General features: G+C 63.1%; 21 protein-coding genes. 8 read left to right on the forward strand and 13 right to left on the reverse strand.

Annotated elements, in window-relative coordinates:
* Nucleotides 1–132 precede the first annotated feature (132 nt).
* Together ACQY6T_RS16515 and ACQY6T_RS16520 are read left to right on the forward strand one after the other, a co-directional pair.
* The gene (locus tag ACQY6T_RS16515; protein WP_428632703.1) at nucleotides 133–339 is read left to right on the forward strand and encodes a helix-turn-helix transcriptional regulator; all 207 of its coding nucleotides are present in this window, start codon (nucleotides 133–135) and stop codon (nucleotides 337–339) included.
* A gap of 4 nt (nucleotides 340–343) precedes the next feature.
* Nucleotides 344–1,012: a hypothetical protein gene (locus ACQY6T_RS16520; RefSeq protein WP_428632561.1), complete on the forward strand. Its 669-nt coding sequence runs from the start codon at nucleotides 344–346 to the stop codon at nucleotides 1,010–1,012.
* A 75-nt stretch (nucleotides 1,013–1,087) separates the two neighbouring features.
* Here ACQY6T_RS16520 and glnA read toward each other — a convergent pair whose 3' ends face one another.
* The 10 genes from glnA to ACQY6T_RS16570 form a co-directional block, all read right to left on the reverse strand.
* Nucleotides 1,088–2,500 (reverse strand): type I glutamate--ammonia ligase, encoded by a 1,413-nt coding sequence (glnA, locus tag ACQY6T_RS16525; protein ID WP_428632563.1) that lies wholly within the window; start codon nucleotides 2,498–2,500, stop codon nucleotides 1,088–1,090.
* A gap of 71 nt (nucleotides 2,501–2,571) precedes the next feature.
* The gene (locus tag ACQY6T_RS16530) at nucleotides 2,572–2,910 is read right to left on the reverse strand and encodes a P-II family nitrogen regulator (protein WP_037518110.1); all 339 of its coding nucleotides are present in this window, start codon (nucleotides 2,908–2,910) and stop codon (nucleotides 2,572–2,574) included.
* Between the two features lie 271 nt (nucleotides 2,911–3,181).
* Nucleotides 3,182–5,368: a PQQ-dependent dehydrogenase, methanol/ethanol family gene (locus ACQY6T_RS16535; RefSeq protein WP_428632566.1), complete on the reverse strand. Its 2,187-nt coding sequence runs from the start codon at nucleotides 5,366–5,368 to the stop codon at nucleotides 3,182–3,184.
* Nucleotides 5,369–5,575: 207 nt separating this feature from the next.
* Complete coding sequence (gene map, locus ACQY6T_RS16540) at nucleotides 5,576–6,418, reverse strand: type I methionyl aminopeptidase (protein ID WP_428632567.1); 843 nt, start codon at nucleotides 6,416–6,418, stop codon at nucleotides 5,576–5,578.
* Nucleotides 6,419–6,467: 49 nt separating this feature from the next.
* The gene (locus ACQY6T_RS16545) at nucleotides 6,468–6,851 is read right to left on the reverse strand and encodes a type II toxin-antitoxin system death-on-curing family toxin (RefSeq protein ID WP_428632569.1); all 384 of its coding nucleotides are present in this window, start codon (nucleotides 6,849–6,851) and stop codon (nucleotides 6,468–6,470) included.
* Nucleotides 6,852–6,862: 11 nt separating this feature from the next.
* Entirely contained in the window at nucleotides 6,863–7,090 is a 228-nt protein-coding gene (locus ACQY6T_RS16550) for an AbrB/MazE/SpoVT family DNA-binding domain-containing protein (protein WP_428632571.1), read from the reverse strand.
* Nucleotides 7,091–7,145: 55 nt separating this feature from the next.
* Nucleotides 7,146–7,649 (reverse strand): hypothetical protein, encoded by a 504-nt coding sequence (locus ACQY6T_RS16555; protein WP_428632573.1) that lies wholly within the window; start codon nucleotides 7,647–7,649, stop codon nucleotides 7,146–7,148.
* Nucleotides 7,646–9,997, reverse strand: a complete 2,352-nt coding sequence (gene clpA / locus ACQY6T_RS16560) for an ATP-dependent Clp protease ATP-binding subunit ClpA (protein ID WP_428632575.1) — start codon at nucleotides 9,995–9,997, stop codon at nucleotides 7,646–7,648. Before clpA ends, ACQY6T_RS16555 begins: the two co-directional genes overlap by 4 nt.
* 197 nt (nucleotides 9,998–10,194) lie before the next feature.
* Nucleotides 10,195–10,782: a hypothetical protein gene (locus tag ACQY6T_RS16565; RefSeq protein ID WP_428632577.1), complete on the reverse strand. Its 588-nt coding sequence runs from the start codon at nucleotides 10,780–10,782 to the stop codon at nucleotides 10,195–10,197.
* A 124-nt stretch (nucleotides 10,783–10,906) separates the two neighbouring features.
* Complete coding sequence (locus ACQY6T_RS16570) at nucleotides 10,907–11,167, reverse strand: hypothetical protein (protein ID WP_428632580.1); 261 nt, start codon at nucleotides 11,165–11,167, stop codon at nucleotides 10,907–10,909.
* 110 nt (nucleotides 11,168–11,277) lie between these two features.
* Between ACQY6T_RS16570 and ACQY6T_RS16575 the strand changes: the two genes are divergently transcribed.
* Nucleotides 11,278–12,750, forward strand: coding sequence for a helicase HerA domain-containing protein (locus ACQY6T_RS16575; protein ID WP_428632581.1), 1,473 nt, complete (start codon nucleotides 11,278–11,280; stop codon nucleotides 12,748–12,750).
* Between the two features lie 3 nt (nucleotides 12,751–12,753).
* Here ACQY6T_RS16575 and ACQY6T_RS16580 read toward each other — a convergent pair whose 3' ends face one another.
* On the reverse strand, nucleotides 12,754–12,951 hold the full coding sequence (locus tag ACQY6T_RS16580) for a DUF1192 domain-containing protein (RefSeq protein WP_428632584.1): 198 nt from the start codon (nucleotides 12,949–12,951) through the stop codon (nucleotides 12,754–12,756).
* A gap of 149 nt (nucleotides 12,952–13,100) precedes the next feature.
* On the opposite strand from ACQY6T_RS16580, the gene ACQY6T_RS16585 reads away from it, so the two are divergent.
* The 4 genes from ACQY6T_RS16585 to ACQY6T_RS16600 all read left to right on the forward strand — a co-directional run bounded on the left by ACQY6T_RS16585 (nucleotide 13,101) and on the right by ACQY6T_RS16600 (nucleotide 16,970).
* Nucleotides 13,101–14,078 carry an NAD(P)H-quinone oxidoreductase gene (locus ACQY6T_RS16585; RefSeq protein ID WP_428632586.1) on the forward strand — a complete coding sequence of 326 codons (978 nt, stop codon included), beginning with the start codon at nucleotides 13,101–13,103 and terminating at the stop codon, nucleotides 14,076–14,078.
* Between the two features lie 124 nt (nucleotides 14,079–14,202).
* Nucleotides 14,203–14,889, forward strand: coding sequence for a cell cycle transcriptional regulator TrcR (locus tag ACQY6T_RS16590; RefSeq protein ID WP_428632587.1), 687 nt, complete (start codon nucleotides 14,203–14,205; stop codon nucleotides 14,887–14,889).
* A gap of 3 nt (nucleotides 14,890–14,892) precedes the next feature.
* The gene (locus ACQY6T_RS16595) at nucleotides 14,893–16,035 is read left to right on the forward strand and encodes an MBL fold metallo-hydrolase (RefSeq protein WP_428632589.1); all 1,143 of its coding nucleotides are present in this window, start codon (nucleotides 14,893–14,895) and stop codon (nucleotides 16,033–16,035) included.
* Nucleotides 16,032–16,970: a TraB/GumN family protein gene (locus ACQY6T_RS16600; RefSeq protein WP_428632590.1), complete on the forward strand. Its 939-nt coding sequence runs from the start codon at nucleotides 16,032–16,034 to the stop codon at nucleotides 16,968–16,970. The genes ACQY6T_RS16595 and ACQY6T_RS16600 overlap by 4 nt, the downstream gene beginning before the upstream one ends.
* A gap of 6 nt (nucleotides 16,971–16,976) precedes the next feature.
* Here ACQY6T_RS16600 and ACQY6T_RS16605 read toward each other — a convergent pair whose 3' ends face one another.
* Nucleotides 16,977–17,252, reverse strand: a complete 276-nt coding sequence (locus ACQY6T_RS16605) for a hypothetical protein (RefSeq protein ID WP_428632592.1) — start codon at nucleotides 17,250–17,252, stop codon at nucleotides 16,977–16,979.
* A 131-nt stretch (nucleotides 17,253–17,383) separates the two neighbouring features.
* On the opposite strand from ACQY6T_RS16605, the gene ACQY6T_RS16610 reads away from it, so the two are divergent.
* The gene (locus ACQY6T_RS16610) at nucleotides 17,384–18,565 is read left to right on the forward strand and encodes a DUF481 domain-containing protein (RefSeq protein ID WP_428632594.1); all 1,182 of its coding nucleotides are present in this window, start codon (nucleotides 17,384–17,386) and stop codon (nucleotides 18,563–18,565) included.
* A 3-nt stretch (nucleotides 18,566–18,568) separates the two neighbouring features.
* Here ACQY6T_RS16610 and ACQY6T_RS16615 read toward each other — a convergent pair whose 3' ends face one another.
* The gene (locus tag ACQY6T_RS16615) at nucleotides 18,569–20,104 is read right to left on the reverse strand and encodes a M20/M25/M40 family metallo-hydrolase (protein ID WP_428632596.1); all 1,536 of its coding nucleotides are present in this window, start codon (nucleotides 20,102–20,104) and stop codon (nucleotides 18,569–18,571) included.
* Nucleotides 20,105–20,136 lie beyond the last annotated feature (32 nt).

Genomic DNA, 20,136 nt, shown 5'->3' on the forward strand with positions numbered 1-20,136 from the left:
ACCCGCGGCCGGAACCGGCAACCCCGGCAATTTACCACATCTGCGGCCGGCGGTTTGCTTCACCCTGTAAAGAGTGTTTGACATGTCCGCGCGACCCTGTGTAAAGAGCTCTTGACAGGCAAGGGAACGACTGTGGAAAATCGGGTGCGCGAATATCGCGAAGCGGCGGGGTGGAGCCAAGGTGAGCTGGCTCGCCGCCTGGGCGTCTCACGCCAGACGATCAACGCGGTCGAAACCGATAAATATGACCCCAGCCTGCCGCTCGCGCTGCGCATGGCGGGCCTGTTTGGGCTGGAAGTGCGCGCGCTGTTTATCGACCATTGGGTTCCGAAGGAGTAGGATCATGACGACGCAGGCAGGCAAGGCCGCCGGTTGGCGAAAGATGGCAATGCAGGCGGCAATCGGCGCGGCGGCGGGCGCCGGAGGCATGTTCGCGGGGTTGCAGCTGGTCGAGGGGCAGGGCGGCTTCGACTGGACGGGATCGTCGATTATCCTGTTCGGCATCGGGCTGGTTTATGCGTTGATGGGGGTGTTCGTCGGGGTCGGAACGGTAGCGCCGCGCCTGTTTGGCCAGCGACTGCTCAACGTCGCTGATGCAGAAGAAATCGTCGAGGAGCGCGCGAACATGGCTGGCAGCGCCGCGGGTTGCCTGATTCTCGGCTCAGCGGTCATGCTGCTGGCGCACGCGGCGGCGACTGACGTCGCGGGCGGCGCGGCGCTGGTCACCCCTGCGCTCGCTTTCTGGATTTTGCTGACGGTTCTGGTCGGCTTTACGGCGATATCGGTTTGGATGTGGCGGCGTTTTGACGAGCTGTGGCGCCAGTTGACGGTCGAAATATCCGCGATCACCGGCAATCTTCTTCTGTTGGTTGCGATCATCTGGGGCGCCGCCGCCGCGGTGGGACTGGTCGCCGGGCCGCAGCCGCTCGATCTCGTGTCGATCGCATTCGGATCGCTCCTGTTCGCCTGTTTTGCAGGCGCGGGATGGCGCGGGATGATGGCGCCGCGTTAGCGCAAGGCGAATAAAAAAGGGCGCCCGGTTCCCCCGAACCGGACGCCCCTCCTTAGCGTCGCTGAACTTTGCGGATCAGGCGCTGTAGTACATGTCAAATTCGGCCGGGGTCGGGGTCTGTTCGACGCGATACACTTCGTCCCACTTCAGTTCGACATAGGCTTCGATCTGGTCCTTGGTGAACACGTCACCCTTGAGCAGGAAGTCGTGGTCAGCCATCAGGCTGTCGAGCGCTTCGCGAAGGCTGGCGCAGACGGTCGGGACTTCCTTCAGCTCCTCGGGCGGCAGGTCATAGAGATTCTTGTCCATCGGATCGCCCGGGTGGATCTTGTTCTGAATGCCGTCCAGCCCCGCCATCAGCAGCGCCGAATAGCAGAGATAGGGGTTCGCCATCGCGTCGGGGAAGCGGAACTCGACACGCTTCGACTTGGCGCCCGCACCATAAGGGATGCGGCACGAGGCTGAACGGTTGCGGCTCGAATAAGCGAGCAGCACCGGGGCTTCGAAGCCCGGGACGAGGCGCTTGTAGCTGTTCGTCGTCGGATTGGTGAAGGCGTTGAGTGCCTTGGCATGCTTCACGACGCCGCCGATGAAATAGAGGCACATGTCGGACAGGCCGGCATAGCCGTTGCCGGCGAACAGCGGCTTGCCCTTTTCCCAGATCGAGATGTGGGTGTGCATGCCGCTGCCATTATCGTCCTTGATCGGCTTCGGCATGAAGGTCGCGGTCTTGCCATAAGCATGCGCGACCTGGTGCACGACATATTTGTAGATCTGCATACGGTCGGCGGTTTCGGTCAGCGTGCCGAAGGTCAGGCCGAGTTCGTGCTGTGCCGCGGCGACTTCATGATGATGCTTGTCGCAAGGCAAACCGAGTTCGAGCATCGTCGAGACCATTTCGGCGCGGATGTCGACGGCGCTGTCGACCGGCGCGACAGGAAAGTAGCCGCCCTTGGCGCGCGGACGGTGGGCAAGGTTGCCGCCTTCATAGCTGCGGCCGGAGTTGGTCGGCAGCTCGATGTCGTCGATCTCGAAGCTCGACTTGTTATACGCGGTTTCGAAGCGGACGTCGTCGAACATGAAGAATTCTGCTTCGGGGCCGACATAGACGGTGTCGCCGATTCCGGTGGAGGCGACATAGGCTTCAGCGCGCTTTGCCGTGGTACGCGGATCGCGCGAATAGCCTTCGCCGGTCGAGGGTTCGACGATGTCGCAGAAGATGACGAGCATCGGGGTCGCCGAGAAGGGATCGTCATAGACGGCGTCGAGGTCGGGCATCAGGATCATATCGGACTCGTTGATCGCCTTCCAGCCTTCGATCGACGAGCCGTCGAACATCAGGCCGTCTTCGAGTTCGTCCTCGCCGAGGACCGAGGCGACCATGGTTAGGTGCTGCCACTTGCCCTTGGGATCGGTGAAGCGCAAGTCGACCCACTCAATGTCGTTTTCCTTGATCCGTGTGATGATATCCTTGGGCTTGGTTGCCATGGTCTGAACTTCCTTCTTGCGATGATGACCGGCAGGGCCGGGTTAGTGAACAGGTTGGAGAGCGGGTGGCTTTAAAGCGCGTCTTCGTTGCGCTCGCCGGTACGGATGCGCAGCGCGGTTTCGACCGGGATGACGAAAATCTTGCCGTCGCCGATGCGGCCGGTCTGCGCGGCGGCGGCGATGGCCTCGACCACGCGTTCGGCCATGCTGTCCTCGACAATGACTTCAAGCTTCACCTTGGGCAGGAAGTCGACGACATATTCCGCGCCGCGATAGAGCTCGGTGTGGCCCTTCTGGCGTCCGAAACCCTTGGCTTCGGTGACGGTGATGCCGCTGACGCCGACTTCGTGAAGCGCTTCCTTCACCTCGTCGAGCTTGAATGGCTTAATGATCGCCTCAATCTTCTTCACGCTTCTGATCCCCCTTTGGGCATTCCGCATCGCTCGCAGTCAAAGCCGGATCAGGCCCGCCTGTCCGGTTCGCATCTGTGAGTCGCTGCGAGGCCCCGTCATCTTGCACCAATCAAGAGCCGTGCCAATTGGCGAATCGCAAGCTTTTGGTAAGATTTGTGACCGAAAATTGCGCCATTGCCCAATGGGTGAGCAACGCGCGCGCGGCGGTGCCTAAAAAAACAGCAGAAGTAACATTTTTCGCCTCTCTCCTCGAGGAGAGAGCGTCGGATTACCGCCCCATCGGTGCCGCCGAGTCCGCCAGATTGGCCTTAGTCCAATTCGACCGTTCGATGACATAGGCGCGGATCGCCTCGGCGTCGGCGGGGGTCAGCACGTTGCCGAAGCTCACCATGCCGCGATCCTTGAGCGCGCCGCCGATCACGACACCCTTCCACGCCTCGGCGTTGGCGAGCGTACCCGAAACGCGGAGGTCGGGGGTGAAGCCGTTGCCGATCGCACTGTCACCGTGACAGACGATACAATAGCGCCCGAAATGCGCCTTGCCCGCCGCAACCTGCGTGGGGGTGGCAGTCATCGGGGGCGGGTTCCACGCCAGCGTCGTCGTCGCGGGCGGGGCGGGGAGCTTTACGGTGCCGCCGATCTTCAGCACCACCAAGCGTGGGATATTCGGCACCTTGCGCGTCGCGCCGCCGGCGACCCCGGCGACGAGCGGGAAGGCGCCGCCCTTGCTGGTCATGAACGCGACATATTGGACGCCACCGACGCGGAAGGTCGAGGGCGCGCTGACGATCCCCGATTGCATGTCGAGGTCGAGCAATTGCTTGCCGGTGTCGGCGGTATAAGCGCGGAAGCGCCCAAGGCTGGTACCCTGAAACACCAGATTGCCCGCGGTGGTCATCGTGCCGCCGTTCCACGCGGCGGGATGATCGACCGCCCATGCGACCTTGCCGGTACGCGGGTCGAAAGCAACAAGGCGGCCCGTCGTCGCGGCAACGGCGGCCCGGAACGCCGCCTTGTCGTCGGGAAGCATGGTCCCGGTCAGCGTCGTGCCGATGTTGAAGCCGACGACCTTACGGCGGTCGAGCTCGGTCATGTCGGCAAGATAGCCCTGCGGGATCTGCTGCGCGGGGATATAGACGAGGCCAGTCGCGGGATTGTAGCTCATCGGATGCCAATTGTGCGCACCGAGCGCGCCGGGGATCGCGATGAAGGGCTTGCCGGTTTTGTAGAAACGGGCCTCGGGGTTTTCGATCGGGCGGCCGGTGGCGAGGTCGTAACCGGTGGCCCAGTTGATCCCGTCGACAAAGGGTTTGGCGTCGATCAGCTTGCCGTTCGAGCGGTCGATGGTGAAGAAGAAACCGTTTTTCGGCGCATGGTACAGCACTTTGGTCGGGGTGCCGTTCACCGCCTGCTCGGCGAGAATGATCGGCTGGGTCGCGGTATAATCCCACGTCTCGCCCGGCGTTTCCTGATAATGCCATTTATACTTGCCGGTCGACGCGTCGAGCGCGACGACCGACGATAGGAACCAGTTGTCGCCTTCGCCGTTCGAGCGCGTGCCGTGGTTCCACGGATTGCCGTTGCCGACCCCCAGATAGATCTGGTCGAGATCCTTGTCATAGACGATCGCGTCCCACACGGTGCCGCCGCCGCCGGAGGTCTGCCACTCGCCCTTGTCGGACCAGGTCGCGTTGCCCTTGGTTGCGAAGATATCGTCCGATGCCGCGCCGTCCCTGGCACGCGTTGGGTTGGGCGCGGTGTAGAAACGCCAGCGCTCCTTGCCGGTGTCGGCGTCGTAGGCGGTGACATAACCGCGCACCCCGAATTCGGCGCCGCCGTTGCCGATCAGCACCATGTCCTTCACGACGCGCGGGGCGCCGGTGATCGTGTAAGGCTTCGACGTGTCGAAGGTCTGCGTCGACCACAACTCCTTGCCGGTCTTTTTATCGAGCGCGATCAGCCGGCCGTCGAGCGCGCCGACAAAGACCTTGTCGCCCCACACCGCGACGCCGCGGTTGACGACGTCGCAGCAGGCCGAAACCGCGCGCTCGCCCGGGACCTTAGGGTCGAACTTCCACAGTTCTTTTCCGGTCGCGGCATCCCACGCGCTGACCTTTGACCAGGCGTGGGTGACATACATCACGCCATCGACAACGACGGGAGTCGCTTCCTGGCCGCGCGCATCCTCAAGGTCGGCGGTCCAGGCGATGCCGAGCTCGCCCACATTCTTGTCACTGATGTCCGTCAGCGGGCTGAAACGCTGTTCGTCATAGCTATAGCCGATGGCGCCCCAATCGTCGCCATTGCCGCCGGTCTTGAGCAGGGTCTCGCTGGCCTTTTCGGCATCGTCGAGCGATGCGCCGCCCGACATGCTGTCGTTCTTCGATGCGTTGCATGAAGCCAATGCCAGTGCCGCGCCGCCCAGCAGCGCAGTCGTCCAGACCCGTTTCGCCATCCCATCTCTCCCGTTCGACGCCTATGCTTGACGTTAACGTCAAGACTGCGCGCGAAGACGGGCTGGTGCAAGCGCGAATATGGGGGGTGGGTGTGGGGGTATCACTTTCGTCATCCCGGACTTGATCCGGGATCCATGACTTCCAACGCAGTGCCAGCCTTCGTGGACCCCGGATCAAGCCGGGGTGACGAAAAATCATTGCACCGATCAGCCTAGCCAAGGCGGCGCGTTCAAACCCGTCGGGCTGGCGGTGAAAATCTCGCAGCCGGTTTCGGTGATCCCGATGCTGTGTTCGAACTGCGCGGAGAGCGAACGGTCGCGGGTTACCGCAGTCCAGCCGTCGGGGAGCATCTTCACGGCAAATTTGCCGGTGTTGATCATCGGCTCGATCGTGAAGAACATGCCGGGGCGCAGTTCCGGTCCGGTGCCGGGGCGGCCGGCATGAACGACCTCGGGCGCATCGTGGAACATCTGGCCCAGCCCATGGCCGCAGAAATCGCGGACGACCGAATAACGATGACGCTCGGCGTGGGTCTGGATCGCATGGGCGACGTCGCCCATCCGGTTGCCGGGCTTCGCCTGCTCGATACCGAGCATCAGGCATTCATAGGTAACCTCGACCAGCCGCTTCGCCTTGATCGGCACATCGCCGACCAGATACATGCGGCTGGTGTCGCCGTGCCAGCCGTCGATGATCGTCGTGACGTCGATATTGATAATATCGCCGTCACGCACCGGCTTGTCGTCGGGGATGCCGTGGCACACGACATGGTTGATGCTGGTGCAGCAGCTGTGCGTGAAACCGCGATAGCCGAGCGTGGCGGGGATGCCACCGCCCTCCAGCATCATCGTGCGGACGAGGTCGTCGATCGCAGCGGTGGTTACCCCGGGCTGGACGAAGGGGACGAGCGCGTCGAGGATTTCGGCCGACAGCCGCCCCGCCTTGCGCATGCCGGCAAAGCCCGCTTCGTCGTGCAGCTTGATCGTGCCGTCACGCACGGGGGTGGGCGCGCCAGCGTCGGCGGTGGTTACGGAGACATAGTCGTACATGGGAGGAGATATAATCGCTGAAGGGTGAAAAAGCGAGGGGGCGGTGGCGTCAGCTTTTGGCAAGATGGTCGCGGAACCAGTCCGCGAGCTCGCTTTCCGGCAATTCTCCCGCCGCAAGTGCGAGGAAGGTCACCACCAGTTCCGCATCAGTGGCAGTTAAATTGTTGCCGTTCAGCACTAGAAAGGTTTCGCTGACCACCGCCGCAGTGCGTTTATTGCCGTCGACAAAGGGATGGTTGCGCGCAATGCCAAAGGCATAGGAGGCCGCGAGTTCAGCCGCGTCGGGGTCGCCGTAAGCGACGAGGTTTTGCGGCCGTGCCATGGCGCTTTCGAGCATGCCCGAATCGCGCAGGCCTTCGCCGCCGCCATGTTCAGCCAGCTGCTCCAGATGGGCCGCCAGAGCGACCTCCAGCGATACCCAGATCCAACTCATTGCGGGTATCGCTATTTGGCGAGTTCGCGCAGCGCGCGTTTGCGACGTGCCATGACCTCGCGGGCAGCCGCCATCTGCGTTTCAAAATCTGCGTCATAGGGTGCGAGTTCGATCCCGCGCTCGGTGTCACGTACCGACAGCATGTCGCCCTGCACCGCTCCAAGCCGCGCAAGCAGTTCCTTGGGCAGGATCACGGCGGCGCTGTTACCGACCTTGGTGATTTTGAGCGGCGTGTTCATACGAATGTTATAACGATGTTTGGCCCAAGATGCAATGTTGAAGGAGGTGCGATTGCTACCCCTGAGGCAATGGCGTTCGATTGGCCGGGTTTGGGAAAACCGAAGCACAATCCATTCGTTCTTTCACGGGAAGTAAGCCGGGAATTTCACTCTGGCCGTGAACGACAATAAAAATGGGAACGTCGCAAACATCCCAGATCTTCTCAATCGCGCGGGAAAAATCGGCCTGGGTAGCTGAATCGTCCAAGAAAAACGGAGCAGCGAATTGTAAAGAGTCGATGTTGTCTGGATGTCGGTCGTCGCGGATGACATCTTTTGGACTGAGGATCCTTCCATCTGCAGAGAAGAACTGACCATCTTTGTAATATGGCAGATGCGGCTTGGCGTTGCTGCCGTGACCTTCAAACTCCATCGATTCGGTCGGACTGGTTTCAATCATGAAATCGGGTTTCGGCTGGCCGACCGGCCAAAACCAATAGAGCGCCCAGATGAGCGACAGGCCGAGGCCAAGCAGAAGAAGGGGGCGCCTGCGCTGCCGCACGCGCCCCGATTCCGTCACTCCGCCGCTTTCTTCGCCTTGTCCGCCTTTGGCATCTTCGCCTTGCCGCGGCCAGCTTTCGGCGGGGCCGAGACGATTTCGAAGGCGAGGGGATTGCCGACCTTGGCATCGTCGCCGGTCTTCATCTTCACCTTGACCTCGCCGCCATGGACGAGCTTGCCGAAGAGCAGTTCCTCAGCGAGCGGCTGCTTGATCTTTTCCTGGATCAAACGGCCCATCGGACGCGCGCCATAGAGCTTGTCATAGCCCTTGCCGGTCAGCCATTCGCGCGCTGCTTCGTCGAGCTGGATATGGACGTTGCGGTCGGCGAGCTGGAGTTCGAGTTCGAGGATGAACTTATCGACGACGCGCGCGACCACTTCGGGCGGCAGATAGCCGAACGGCACGATCGCATCGAGACGGTTGCGGAATTCGGGGGTGAACAGGTTCTTCACCGCTTCCTCCTGGACATCCTCGCGCGTGAACGCGCCGAAGCCGATGCCTTCGCGCGCCATGTCGCTCGCGCCCGCATTGGTCGTCATGATCAGGATGACGTTGCGGAAATCGACGGTCTTGCCGTGATGATCGGTCAGGCGGCCATGGTCCATGACCTGCAACAGGATGTTGAACAGATCGGGATGCGCCTTTTCGATTTCGTCGAGCAGCAGCACGCAATGCGGATTCTGGTCGATCGCATCGGTGAGCAAGCCGCCCTGATCATAACCGACATAGCCTGGGGGCGCGCCGATCAGGCGTGAGACGCTGTGGCGCTCCATATATTCGGACATGTCGAAGCGCTGCAACGGAATGCCCATGATCGACGCGAGCTGCTTGGCGACCTCGGTCTTGCCGACGCCGGTGGGGCCGCTGAACAGATAGTTGCCGATCGGTTTTTCGGGATCGCGCAGGCCGGCACGGCTCAGCTTGATCGCCGACGACAGCACTTCGATCGCGGTATTCTGACCGAACACGACGCGCTTGAGGTCGGTTTCGAGGCTGGCGAGGGTCGCCTTGTCGTCGCTCGACACCGATTTGGGCGGGATGCGCGCCATCGTCGCGATGACCTGCTCGATCTCTTTCGCGGTGATCGTCTTTTTGCGCTTCGACGGGGCGACGAGCATCTGCATCGCGCCGACCTCGTCGATCACGTCGATCGCCTTGTCGGGCAATTTCCGGTCGTTGATGTAGCGCGCGCTGAGTTCGACCGCGGCGTTGATCGCGTCGGGAGTGTAACGCACCTGATGATGCGCCTCGAACGCGCTGCGCAGGCCGGCGAGGATTTTCTTCGTGTCCTCCAGCGTCGGCTCGACCACGTCGATCTTCTGGAACCGGCGCAGCAATGCGCGGTCCTTTTCGAAATGGTTGCGGAACTCCTTGTACGTCGTCGAGCCGATGCAGCGGATCACGCCGCCCGACAGCGCCGGCTTGAGCAGGTTCGACGCGTCCATTGCGCCGCCCGAAGTGGCGCCCGCACCGATGACGGTGTGGATTTCGTCGATGAACAGGATCGCGTGCGGCAGGCCTTCGAGTTCGGTAACGACCTGTTTCAGCCGTTCCTCGAAATCGCCGCGGTAGCGGGTTCCAGCGAGCAGCGCGCCCATGTCGAGCGAATAGATCACCGCGGGCAGCAGCACCTCGGGCACGTCGCCCTCGATGATCTTGCGCGCGAGGCCCTCGGCGATCGCGGTCTTGCCGACGCCGGGATCGCCCACATAGAGCGGGTTGTTCTTCGACCGGCGGCAGAGGATCTGGATCGTGCGGTCAACCTCGGCATGGCGGCCGATCAGCGGGTCGACCTTGCCGATCTTGGCTTTCTCGTTGAGGTTGACGGTGAACTGGTCGAGCGCGGTTTCTTTCTTGTTCTTGCCGCCGCTGTCCTTGTCCTTCGTCTCTTCCTTTTCCTCGGGCTCGGCCTGCGGCGAGGGCTTGCCGCCCTTGCCGACGCCGTGGCTGAGGTAGGAGACCGCGTCGAGGCGCGTCAAATCCTGCTGCTGGAGGAAATAGACGGCGTAGGATTCGCGTTCGGAGAAGAGGGCGACGAGGACGTTGGCGCCGGTGACTTCATCCTTGCCCGACGACTGGACGTGCAGGATCGCGCGCTGGACGACGCGCTGGAAGCCGCTGGTCGGCGACGGGTCGCTGTGCCCCTCGACCTTCAGGCTGTCGAGTTCGGTATCGAGATAGTGGACGACCGCGGATTGCAGGTCGTCGATCGCGACGCCGCAGGCGCGCATCACTTCGGCGGCGTGGTCGTCGTCGATCAGCGCGTAGAGCAGATGCTCGAGCGTCGCATATTCGTGGTGACGCTCCGATGCGGCCTTCAGCGCATTGTGCAGGGTCTTTTCGAGGCTCTCCGAAAAGGACGGCATGGACTTTTCTCCTTGCGAGGCCCGCCGGGGGAGAGAGGCGGCCCCTAGGAACACAACGTGGCGATGCCGCCGCCGCGCCGCAAGGGAAAAGCGGAAGGCTTTGTGAAATTACGATGACGGGGGTTGCGGTATGGTTAACGGGGCGTTGGGGATTTGGGGGAGAGTCCGCAGATCCATCACCCAACGGCCGATCAAGGCTATGCCAGCGATTTGTAGGTAGCCGAAGCACGCGGATCGATTCCGGTTCTCTCGGTCAAAAGATCAATGAATGAGCACGCGGTTTCGTAGAACCGCTTCGCATTATCAGCATCAACCATTCTAGTATATTCAAGATGTCTTTTGTTCTTATGTAGTTTCACAGGAGATTTAACGGTGTCTGATATGTTGGTGGTCTCTATTTCATAAGGTGCTGCGTGCGTGACAAGATTGCGCCATTCCTGCATTTGTCCGATATGCTGAAAGAGTCCGCTGCTCTTATCCATCTCTATGCCGACGGCGGACATGAGCATTTCCATCTTGTCCCAAAACCGTCGCGCCGAGCGGTAGCGCCCAAAATCGAAACCTGAAAACCGTTGTTCTGTTGGCATGGAGAATGCGATCGATGCTGCAAAGCTCTCAATCGCAGCAAATGATAGCACCATGCCACCGGTGAAAAAGGAAAAGCCCATCGACAAGGTGCCGGTCCTTTCCTTTTTGTCCATCGTGAAGCCCGCGCCGATTAGCTCAGCAGCCGCATGGAGCGTCAGATCCCAGTCGTGGTTCTGAGCAGAATATTCGAAAGCCAATCTGTCACTTTCTTGATTGTTCAAATGGTCTCAGAACCAAAATGAAGACGTGAGCAAATGTTTGGCGTGAATAGCGCCATTTTCCGACGGCTAGAGATCGATGCATCAATCCGCACATCCAAGATCAATCTTCACCCGCTCGATCGACCATATCCATAAAATCACGCGCTGTGTTGCGCTCGCCCTCATCCTTGAACGCAACATCGAGGTCCGGCGCGACGCCGAGCATGTACATCAGCGCCCACAAAGCGAAGCGGCGGCCGGGGTTGGCCTCTAAGCCGAAGTCGACGCGCATGCGTTCGGTGCCTGCGGCGTGCGCTTCGGGGTGGATCGCTGAAAGGTCGGCGGTGCCGAAATAGCGGCGGAGTTGATCGTCGAAATCCATGCCGTTCTTTTGGCGCGTTCGCGCCGCTTGGCAAGGTCACGGCGCAAAATCGGGCGGTTCGAAATTCCGCCCGGTTGTCATTCGCATGGGCGCCCGATAGGGCGGCGTCCGTGAAGACCAGCATCGATATCGGGACCGACGCCACGGGGCAAAGCGTGCGCATCGACGTGCAGGAACTGCTGGCGACGCGGCTGCTCGTCCAGGGCAATTCGGGGTCGGGAAAGTCGCACCTGCTGCGCCGCATCCTCGAGGAAAGCGCGTCGTTAGTGCAGCAGATCGTGATCGATCCCGAGGGCGATTTTGTGACGCTCGCCGACGCGTACAGCCATGTCGTGATCAACGGCGGCGACTATAACGAGCGCGAGATTGCAGCGATGGGCGCACGCATCCGCGAGCATCGCGCGTCGATCGTGCTCAGTCTCGAATCGCTCGATATCGAGGCGCAGATGACGTGCGCCGCCGCGTTCCTGAACGCATTGTTCGACGCGCCGCGCGAGCATTGGTTTCCGGCGCTGGTGGTGGTCGACGAGGCGCAGATGTTCGCGCCGAGCGTCGCCGGCGATGTGTCCGATACCGTTCGCCGAGCGAGCCTGTCGGCGATGACCAACCTGATGTGCCGCGGGCGCAAGCGCGGCCTTGCGGGCGCAATCGCGACGCAGCGGCTGGCGAAGCTCGCGAAGAATGTCGCCGCCGAGGCGAGCAATTTCCTGATGGGGCGCACCTTTCTGGACATCGATATGGCGCGCGCCGCCGACCTGCTTGGCATGGAGCGGCGGCAGGCCGAGGCGATCCGCGATCTGGAGCGCGGGCATTTCCTTGGGCTCGGCCCGGCAATTTCGCGCCGTCCGCTGTCGATCCGCATCGGCGCGACGCAGACCGCGACGCGTATGGGGACGCACAGCCTGATGCCGCTGCCGGTGGCGGGCGGCGCCGACATGCGGTCGATGCTATTCACCGAGATGGAGGCGCCGACGCAGCCGCGCGTTTTTGCGCCCGAACCCGAACCGGTCGCGGCGAGCGAACTGCTCGAACGGATCGCGGCGGTCGAGGCGCTGCACGAAGACCCGGACGCGCCGCCCGTGTTTGACATCGTCGAGGCGGCCGCAGAAGCCGGGCACAGCGATGCGGTAGTGATCGCGATGCTTCAGGACATGCTGACCGACCCCGATAGCGCGTTCCAGCCCGAGGCCTTTTTGTATCAGGATTTTTCGGTGCGCTGCCGGATGCAGAAGCTGAAGAAGGTGCCGCTCGACCTCGCCGCATTTCGGCGCCGTTTTGCGCTGGCGAAAGGGGGCGTGTTCGATCCGTCCGAGCTGCGCTGGACCGATGCGCTGGCGGTGGCGGAGCGCTTGCCCGACGACATGCTCGCGCCCTTCCTGCAGATCGCGCGCGCTGCGATGGAGGGTGAGGCCTGTCCCGACGATGACATCCTTGGCCGTGCCTATGGCAGCCGCTCGCCGGGGCGCATCCGCCGGCTGGTCGACTATATGGAAAAGCAGGGCGCGATCGTCGTGCGGTCCGATTTTGGCGGGCGGCGTTCGATCGGTATTCCGGAGCTTGGGCTGAGCACCGAGGCGGAGTAGCGCCTACCCCTTTTTGAACAAAGCGTCGGCGATCGCCTTGTGGCTCGTTGCGGCGGCGCGGTGCGCCTTGACGCGCTCGATTTCAGCCCCGAGCGTCGCGATACGGTCATCGAGTTCGCTCACCGACAGCGGATCGAGCGGTTGTTTGGTCAGCGCCGCAAGCACATCGTCGCGGCGGCGGGGCAGGTCGTCATCGTCCATGGCGGTTCTTCTACTCTCGCTGTTCCCTCAGTCAAAAAGGCCGACCAACTGTTGACCCGCGCCAATCGCCTGTCAATAATGCGGGGTGAAGGTTGTGGGACCTTTTGAAAATCGGGGGTAATTTCAACGTGACCAGCCTGCCAGCGAGCATGACCGCGATCGCCATCAGCGCGCCCGGCGGACCCGAAGTCCTGGTATCCGAGCAGCGCCCGGTGCCGCAGCCGGGGCCGGGCGAGGTGCTGATCCGCGTCGCTGCCGCGGGGGTCAACCGCCCCGACGTGCTGCAACGCATGGGCTTTTATCCGCCGCCACCGGGGGCGTCGGATCTGCCGGGGCTGGAAATCGCCGGGACGATCGTCGCGGTCGGGCCGGGCAGCGATCCAGAATTGCTGGGACAGGCGGTATGCGCGCTGGTCGCAGGCGGCGGCTATGCCGAATATTGCACCGCGCCGGTGGGCAGCTGCCTGCCGGTACCCAAGGGCTTTTCCATGGCCGAGGCGGCGGCGCTGCCCGAAACGGTGTTCACCGTGTGGCACAATCTGTTCGAACGCGCGTGGATCGCAGAGGGCGAGACGGTGCTGGTGCATGGCGGCACCAGCGGCATCGGTACGACCGCAATTGGCCTGTGCAAGCTGTTCGACATCAAGATCATCGTGACGTGCGGAAGCGCCGACAAATGCGCTGCCGCGACTTCGCTCGGGGCCGATCTGGCGGTCGATTATTCGACCGAGGATTATGTCGAGGCGGTCAAGGCGTTCACGGGCGGCAAGGGCGTCAATGCGGTGCTCGATATGGTCGGCGGCGACTATGTGCCGCGCAATCTGGAATGCCTCGCCGAGGACGGGCGCCATGTCACCATTGCGTTTCAGCGCGGCGCGAAGGTCGAGATTGATATTTCGCAGGTGATGCGCCGCCGCCTGACGATGACCGGATCGACGCTGCGCGCCCGCAGCGCTGACTTCAAGGCGGCACTCGCCGATGAGATCCACCGCACCGTCTGGCCACGGCTGGCGGAGGGCGGGTGGAAACCGGCGATGGACCAAATCTTCCTGCTGGCCGAAGCCAGCGCCGCGCATGCGCGGATGCAGGCGGGCGCGCATGTCGGAAAGATCGTGCTGACTATCTGAACGGAGGCAAGCGGCGTCGCACGGCGCCCCTTGCCCCTTCTGGCAATCCGGTTTACAGCCGACGCCATTATTCGGCCGCTCCGTGAGGGGCGGCCCTTTCATTTCCGCTTGGAGAAACCCGGCCATGGCCAATCCCGACGCCACCCCGCTGATGCCGCATGCGACCGCCGCCTGGCTGGTCGACAATACCGGCCTGACCTTTATCCAGATCGCCGAATATTGCGGCATCCATATTCTGGAAGTGCAGGCGATCGCCGACGAGACCGCGGCGACCAAATATACCGGCCGCGACCCGGTGCGCGCGCACGAACTGTCGATGGAAGAGATCGAAAAGGGTCAGGACGACCCGGCGTACAAGCTCAAGATGAGCAAGCAGGCGCAGGACACGATCCGCCGCACCCGCGGCCCGCGCTATACTCCGGTCAGCAAGCGCCAGGATAAGCCCGACGGCATCGCCTGGATCCTGAAGAACCACCCCGAAGTATCGGATGGCGCGATCGGCAAGCTGATCGGTACGACGCGCAACACGATCGGCGCGATCCGCGACCGCAGCCACTGGAACAGCGCCAATATCGTCGCCAAGGACCCGGTGACGCTGGGCCTGTGCTCGCAGCGCGAGCTTGACGCGCTTGTCGCCAAGGCTGCGAAAAAGGCCGGGATCGCGGCGCCGACCGATAACCGCTTCGAAGGCGATCGCGAAGCGCTGCTCGAAGAACTGCGCGCCGAACGCACCGCCGCGAATGAAGCGCGCGCCATCGAGGCCGCGGCAGAAGCAGCGGCCGAAGCCGCAAGCGACGAAACGGCGGCCTGACGCGTGGCGTCGGGGCACGATGACGATAATATCCCGGCGGCCAGCGGCTCGCCGGACGCCTCGCTGACCCAGGACGACAGCTTCACGTCGACCAGCCATGCCGGCCTCACCTATCCGTGGGGCGATGCCGCGCCGGGCGCTGGCGAGACGATCCGGATTGCGCCCGGGATCAGCTGGGCGCGCATCCCGATGCCGGGGTCGCTCGGCCATATCAACAGCTGGCTTCTGGACGACGTTGCCAGCGACGGGGCAGACGGCGTTGCGATTGTCGATACCGGCATCTGCCTGACCATGTGTTCGGACGCGTGGAAAGCGCTCTACGCGGGCGCGCTTCAGGACACGCGGATCACGCGGGTCATCGGCACGCACCTGCACCCCGACCATATCGGGCTGGCCGGCTGGATCGCCAAAAAGCGCGGCGTGAAACTGTGGATGACACGCGGCGAGATGCTGACCGCGCGCGCGATCATTGCTGATTCATCCGACACCGCCCCCGACGAGGTGCTGGCGCAATCGCGCGCCGCCGGCTGGGACGCGGCGGCGATCGAGGCCGCCCGGACGCGCGGCTGGAACATGTTCCAGCGCATGATCTTTCCGCTGCCGCGCAGCTATGTGCGGATCGAAGACGGCGACCGGATCGACATGGGCGCCCACCAGTGGCGCGTCGTCACCGGATCGGGGCACAGCCCCGAACATGCTTGCCTGTGGAACGAGCGCGAAGGCGTGCTGGTGTCGGGCGATCAGGTGCTGCCGCGGATCAGTTCGAACGTGTCGGTCAATATCACCGAGCCCGATGCCGATCCGCTCGGCGAATGGCTGGCGTCGATCGACAAATTGATCGCTACCGTGCCCGCCGATGTTATCACCTGCCCGGCGCATGGCGAACCGTTCAAGGGGCTGCACGTCCGCCTGATGGCGCTGCGTGACGAGCATCGCATGCGGCTCTATAATCTGGCCGAAGCCGCGGCAAAGGCCCCGCTGCGCGCGGTCGACAGTTTCCCGCTGCTGTTCAACCGCCCGATCGGCGAGCATAATCAGGGGCTGGCGACCGGTGAGGCGTTCGCGCATCTCAAGCGGCTGGAGGTCGAAGGCCGTGTCCGGCGCGAGGATCGCGACGGTGTGTGGTGGTACCACGGAGTAGCATGATGCGCGGCGTGATGGCGATGCTGCTGGTCGCCGCTGCGCTGCCCTTATGCCCGGTCCGGGCCGCCGAGCCGCCGGCTGCAAATCAGGCAAATGACGATATCGTTGTCACCGCGCGTCGTTCGGGGGCGCCGATGTGGACGATCCAGACGCAAGCTGGCGTGATCATTCTGGTCGGCGAAATTGCGGCCGTGCCGAAAGCGACGCCCTGGCGTCCCGAACGACTGGAAGGGGCGACCGACCGCGCGCAGCGCGTCATCCTGGGTACCAAGGCGAAGGTGTCGCCAGGCGACATCTTGCGGCTGATCTTCAAAGGCGGCGGGCTCACCAAATTGCCGAAGGGGCGCGTCGCCGCCGATTATCTCGATACGAAACAGATGCAGCGCCTTCGGGCGCTCGAAGCGCGTTTCGATCAGGATTACGCACGCGTGAATTTTCTGATGACGGCATTCGACCTGCTTTCGAAACGGCTTTCGTTCAACAAGGACACTGCCGATGACGCGTCTGACGTCGTGCGCAAGGCGGCGAGTCAGTCCAAAATTCCGACTCAGCCCGTCGGCGAAGTGCGCGGCGAGGATATGCTCGACAACCTATTCGCCGCGGCGCCCGAAACGCATATCCCGTGCCTCGAAGCCGCAATGACGGCGACCGAGGCGGGCGGCGACGTGGTGACCGACCGCGGCCGCGCGTGGACCGAGTTCGACGTGTCGGCGGTGATGACGAACCCGCTCGAAGAGGCGCTCGGGCGCTGTTGGCCATGGACGAACGACGGCTTCGGCCCCGAGATTCGGCAGCGATGGATTGGCGCAATCCGCGATGCGACGGAGCAGCCGGGCTTCACGCTCGCGGTCGTTCCGCTGCGTGTGCTCGCCGAGAAAGACGGTGTGCTCGACCAACTTAAATCGCAGGGGCTGCCGATCAGCGGCCCGGCCTGGTAGCGGCGCCTAACGCGGCCGTTGCATGATCCAGCTGAACGCCATCGCGTTAAAGATCGTGTAGAGGCCGTAGAGCATCAGCGCCGTGAACCAGTTGCGGGTCGCGATCGCCATTGCACCGACCAGAAGCAGGAATTCGAACACATAGGTGATGTGCGGTCCGGCCTTTTTCGCGAGCGGCTGAACCATCTGCTGAATCAGAGGATCGTCGCTTTCCATGAAGGCGCGGTGCATCGCGAAATTGCCGACGCCGGCGCAAAAAATAGCGATGAGGGCGATAACCATGACTTTGCAAATGGAGGAGCTGGGGTGGAAATGCCAGCCTCTTTCGGGCTATGGCGGGTGATCGCACCGCTTGGGCTTTCCACCAAGCATCGAACGAACCCGGCATTTGCCCCCAGCGAAGGACGTCTCCGGTGACACCTCTGCCCCGCCTGGCCGCGCTTTGCCTGCCGCTCGCACTCGCCGTGCCGCCGGCATATGCGTCTCAGGAACCGGTGAACCCGCCGCAGCCCAACCCCGCGCTCGCCGATCCGGTGCTGGCCAATCCGTTTCCCATGGACATTGTCCCGCTCCACTCTTTGCTGTCCGACGACGTGCGCGCGATGATCGACGCCGCTATCGCGAGCGGTGAAGACGCCGATGTCGAAGCGGTGATCAAAGTCGCTCGCCTTGCCAATCCCTTCAGTGTTCGGGAAATCGACGCGTTGCTCGCGGCGTACCGGACGGGACACGCGCCAGTGGTTCCGCCCGACCCGGTGGGTGATATGCTCGCCGCGGCCATTGCGAGCGGCAAGGATGGCGATGTCGAGGCGGTGGCAAAGCTGGCGAAGGCGACCAATCCCGATTTGGCGACGGAGATCGACGCGCGTGTCATCGCCTACCGCGCCGAACGCCAGCGGTTGAAGGACGAAGCGGCGGCCGCGGCCCGCGCGAAACTGGCCGCGGCGAAATTCTGGCAGAATTGGAAGGGCGAAGGGCAGATCGGCGCGTCGCAGAGCAGCGGCAACACCAAGTCGGCGGGGCTGAGCGCAGGGGTCGCGCTGTCGCGTCAGGGGATCGACTGGACGCATAAGATGCGCGCGCAGGCGGATTATCAGCGCACCAATGGCAGGACGTCGGTCGAACGCTATCTGGTCGAGCTGGAACCGCAATATCGCATCAACGACCGCGCCTTTGCATTCGGTTTCGGCCGGTGGGAACATGACCGCATCTTGGGCTATGACACGCGCCTGAACATCTCGGGCGGGCTTGGTTACAAGGTGATCGACGGCAAGACGATGTCGTTGAGCCTGAAGGGCGGCCCGGCGTGGCGCCAGACCGATTTTATCAGCGGGTTGAACGACAGCGAACTGACCGCACTCGCGGGGCTTGATTTCGGCTGGCAATTGTCGCCAACGCTGCGGCTGACGCAGGTTGCCTCGACCATAGTCGGCCAGGCCAACAGCTCGACGAACTCGCTGACCGCGCTCAATGCCAAGCTGACCGGGTCGCTGTCGGCCCGCATTGCCTATGCGGCGCAGATCGACACCAGCCCGCCGCCGGGCATCGAGAGCGTCGACACCCAGACGCGCTTTACGTTGGTATATGGGTTCTAGCCCCTATTTGATCGCCGCCAGCGTATAGAGAAACTCGGCGTAACCCATTGTCGCGTCGACCAGTCCCGCGACCTTGGGATTGGTCGAATCGATCAGATAATATTCGTCGGGGGCATGCGCCCCGGCGCCGTGGCCGGTGCCGAAATGGCCCGCGGGGATCGACACCGGCGGCGCGGTGAAGGTCGCGCCGGGCCAACTGCCCGCCAGCCGCGCGTTGAGATTCGCCTGGACGCCGAGTTTTTTGTAGGTCGCGAGTTCGGTGCGGATCAGGCGGCTGTTTTCATCGACTTCGGTCGGGTCGTAACCGCCGCTGACATTCATTTCGACGTCGGTAAAGCCATGTTTGTCGAGATGGGCGCGGAGTTTCTTTTCGGCTTCGGCCCGGGTCTGGTTGGGGACGAGGCGCAGGTCGAGCTTGGCCACGGCGCGACCGGGCAGCACGGTCTTGCCGCCGGGGCCGGTATAGCCCGCGACCAGCCCCTCGATATTGACCGTCGGTTCCTGCGCCAGCCGGGTCAGCGCGTCGGGGTAGGACAGGTTGTCGATCCAAGTCTTGATCCCCAACACCTGTTTCTGCTGCGCCTCGTCGCCCAGCTTTGCCGCTTCAGCGATCAGCGTCTTTTCGCGCGCGGTCAACGGCCGGACATTTTCGAACCAGCCATCGATCGCCGGGGTGTTGCCGTCGGGGCTGACCAGCGTGTTGAGCGCCGAAACCAGCCGCCACGCGGGCGAATCGACCATCGCCTTCAGGCTGCTGTGCACATCGCCCTTGGGCCCGCGGCCCCATTTTTCACCGCTCGCAACCAGTTCGAGTTCGATGATCCCCTTTGACCCCAGATTGACCGAGACATTGCCATTCTTGTCCTGCCAGCCGGCGGGAATGAAAATGCCTTCGCATTTTTTGAGCGCGGCAAGGACGTTTGGCTTGGTCGCGATCTGGCGGAAGTGGGGTGAGCCGATTTCTTCCTCGCCTTCGCAAACGAGGACGATGTTGACCGGCAGCTTGGCGCCCGCGGCGCGGATCGCGTGGAGCGCGGCGAGGAAGGTCGCCTCGGGACCCTTCTGGTTCACCGCGCCGCGGCCCATCATCGCGCTGCCGAAACCGGGGCGCTCGACCAGCTTGCCTTCGAGCGGCGGCGAAGACCATTCGGCGGGATCATATTGTTTGACGTCATACATGAAATAGATGCCAAGGGTGCGTTTGGCGCCGACGTCGATCGTCCCGAACACGCCGGGGTGGCCGTCGGTCGGCACGATTTCGATGTTGGTAAATCCCGCGTCCTTGGCCAGCTCGGCCATATAGGCTGCACCCTCGGGCATGTTGCGATTTTCGGCGGCAATCGAGGGGAGCGCGATCCAGTCGCGCAGCCGCTTGATTGACGCGTCCTTGCCGGCTTCGGCCACCTTGCGGATCGCGGCGATACCGCCCGATTGCGCGAGCAGCGGCAGCGGCCGCATGAACATGGCGCCGGCGCCGAGCATCGCGGTGCCGCGTATCAGATCGCGGCGGTTCGGCTTGTCGATGTTACGGAAATCCATGATGCGTCCCCTGCGGCATTGATGTCGCGGGG

Origin of the sequence: Sphingopyxis sp., from assembly GCF_965279725.1 — a bacterium.
Lineage (GTDB): Bacteria > Pseudomonadota > Alphaproteobacteria > Sphingomonadales > Sphingomonadaceae > Sphingopyxis.

Excerpts from the sequence above, each read along its gene's own strand:
- ACQY6T_RS16520 (WP_428632561.1), top strand. The coding sequence starts at position 344 with ATGACGACGCAGGCAGGCAAGGCCGCCGGTTGGCGAAAGATGGCAATG.
- ACQY6T_RS16550 (WP_428632571.1), bottom strand. The coding sequence starts at position 7,090 with ATGAACACGCCGCTCAAAATCACCAAGGTCGGTAACAGCGCCGCCGTG.
- ACQY6T_RS16580 (WP_428632584.1), bottom strand. The coding sequence starts at position 12,951 with ATGGACGATGACGACCTGCCCCGCCGCCGCGACGATGTGCTTGCGGCG.
- ACQY6T_RS16600 (WP_428632590.1), top strand. The coding sequence starts at position 16,032 with ATGATGCGCGGCGTGATGGCGATGCTGCTGGTCGCCGCTGCGCTGCCC.
- ACQY6T_RS16570 (WP_428632580.1), bottom strand. The coding sequence starts at position 11,167 with ATGGATTTCGACGATCAACTCCGCCGCTATTTCGGCACCGCCGACCTT.
- ACQY6T_RS16545 (WP_428632569.1), bottom strand. The coding sequence starts at position 6,851 with ATGAGTTGGATCTGGGTATCGCTGGAGGTCGCTCTGGCGGCCCATCTG.
- map (WP_428632567.1), bottom strand. The coding sequence starts at position 6,418 with ATGTACGACTATGTCTCCGTAACCACCGCCGACGCTGGCGCGCCCACC.
- clpA (WP_428632575.1), bottom strand. The coding sequence starts at position 9,997 with ATGCCGTCCTTTTCGGAGAGCCTCGAAAAGACCCTGCACAATGCGCTG.
- ACQY6T_RS16585 (WP_428632586.1), top strand. The coding sequence starts at position 13,101 with ATGACCGCGATCGCCATCAGCGCGCCCGGCGGACCCGAAGTCCTGGTA.
- ACQY6T_RS16615 (WP_428632596.1), bottom strand. The coding sequence starts at position 20,104 with ATGGATTTCCGTAACATCGACAAGCCGAACCGCCGCGATCTGATACGC.
- ACQY6T_RS16535 (WP_428632566.1), bottom strand. The coding sequence starts at position 5,368 with ATGGCGAAACGGGTCTGGACGACTGCGCTGCTGGGCGGCGCGGCACTG.
- ACQY6T_RS16605 (WP_428632592.1), bottom strand. The coding sequence starts at position 17,252 with ATGGTTATCGCCCTCATCGCTATTTTTTGCGCCGGCGTCGGCAATTTC.
- glnA (WP_428632563.1), bottom strand. The coding sequence starts at position 2,500 with ATGGCAACCAAGCCCAAGGATATCATCACACGGATCAAGGAAAACGAC.
- ACQY6T_RS16590 (WP_428632587.1), top strand. The coding sequence starts at position 14,203 with ATGGCCAATCCCGACGCCACCCCGCTGATGCCGCATGCGACCGCCGCC.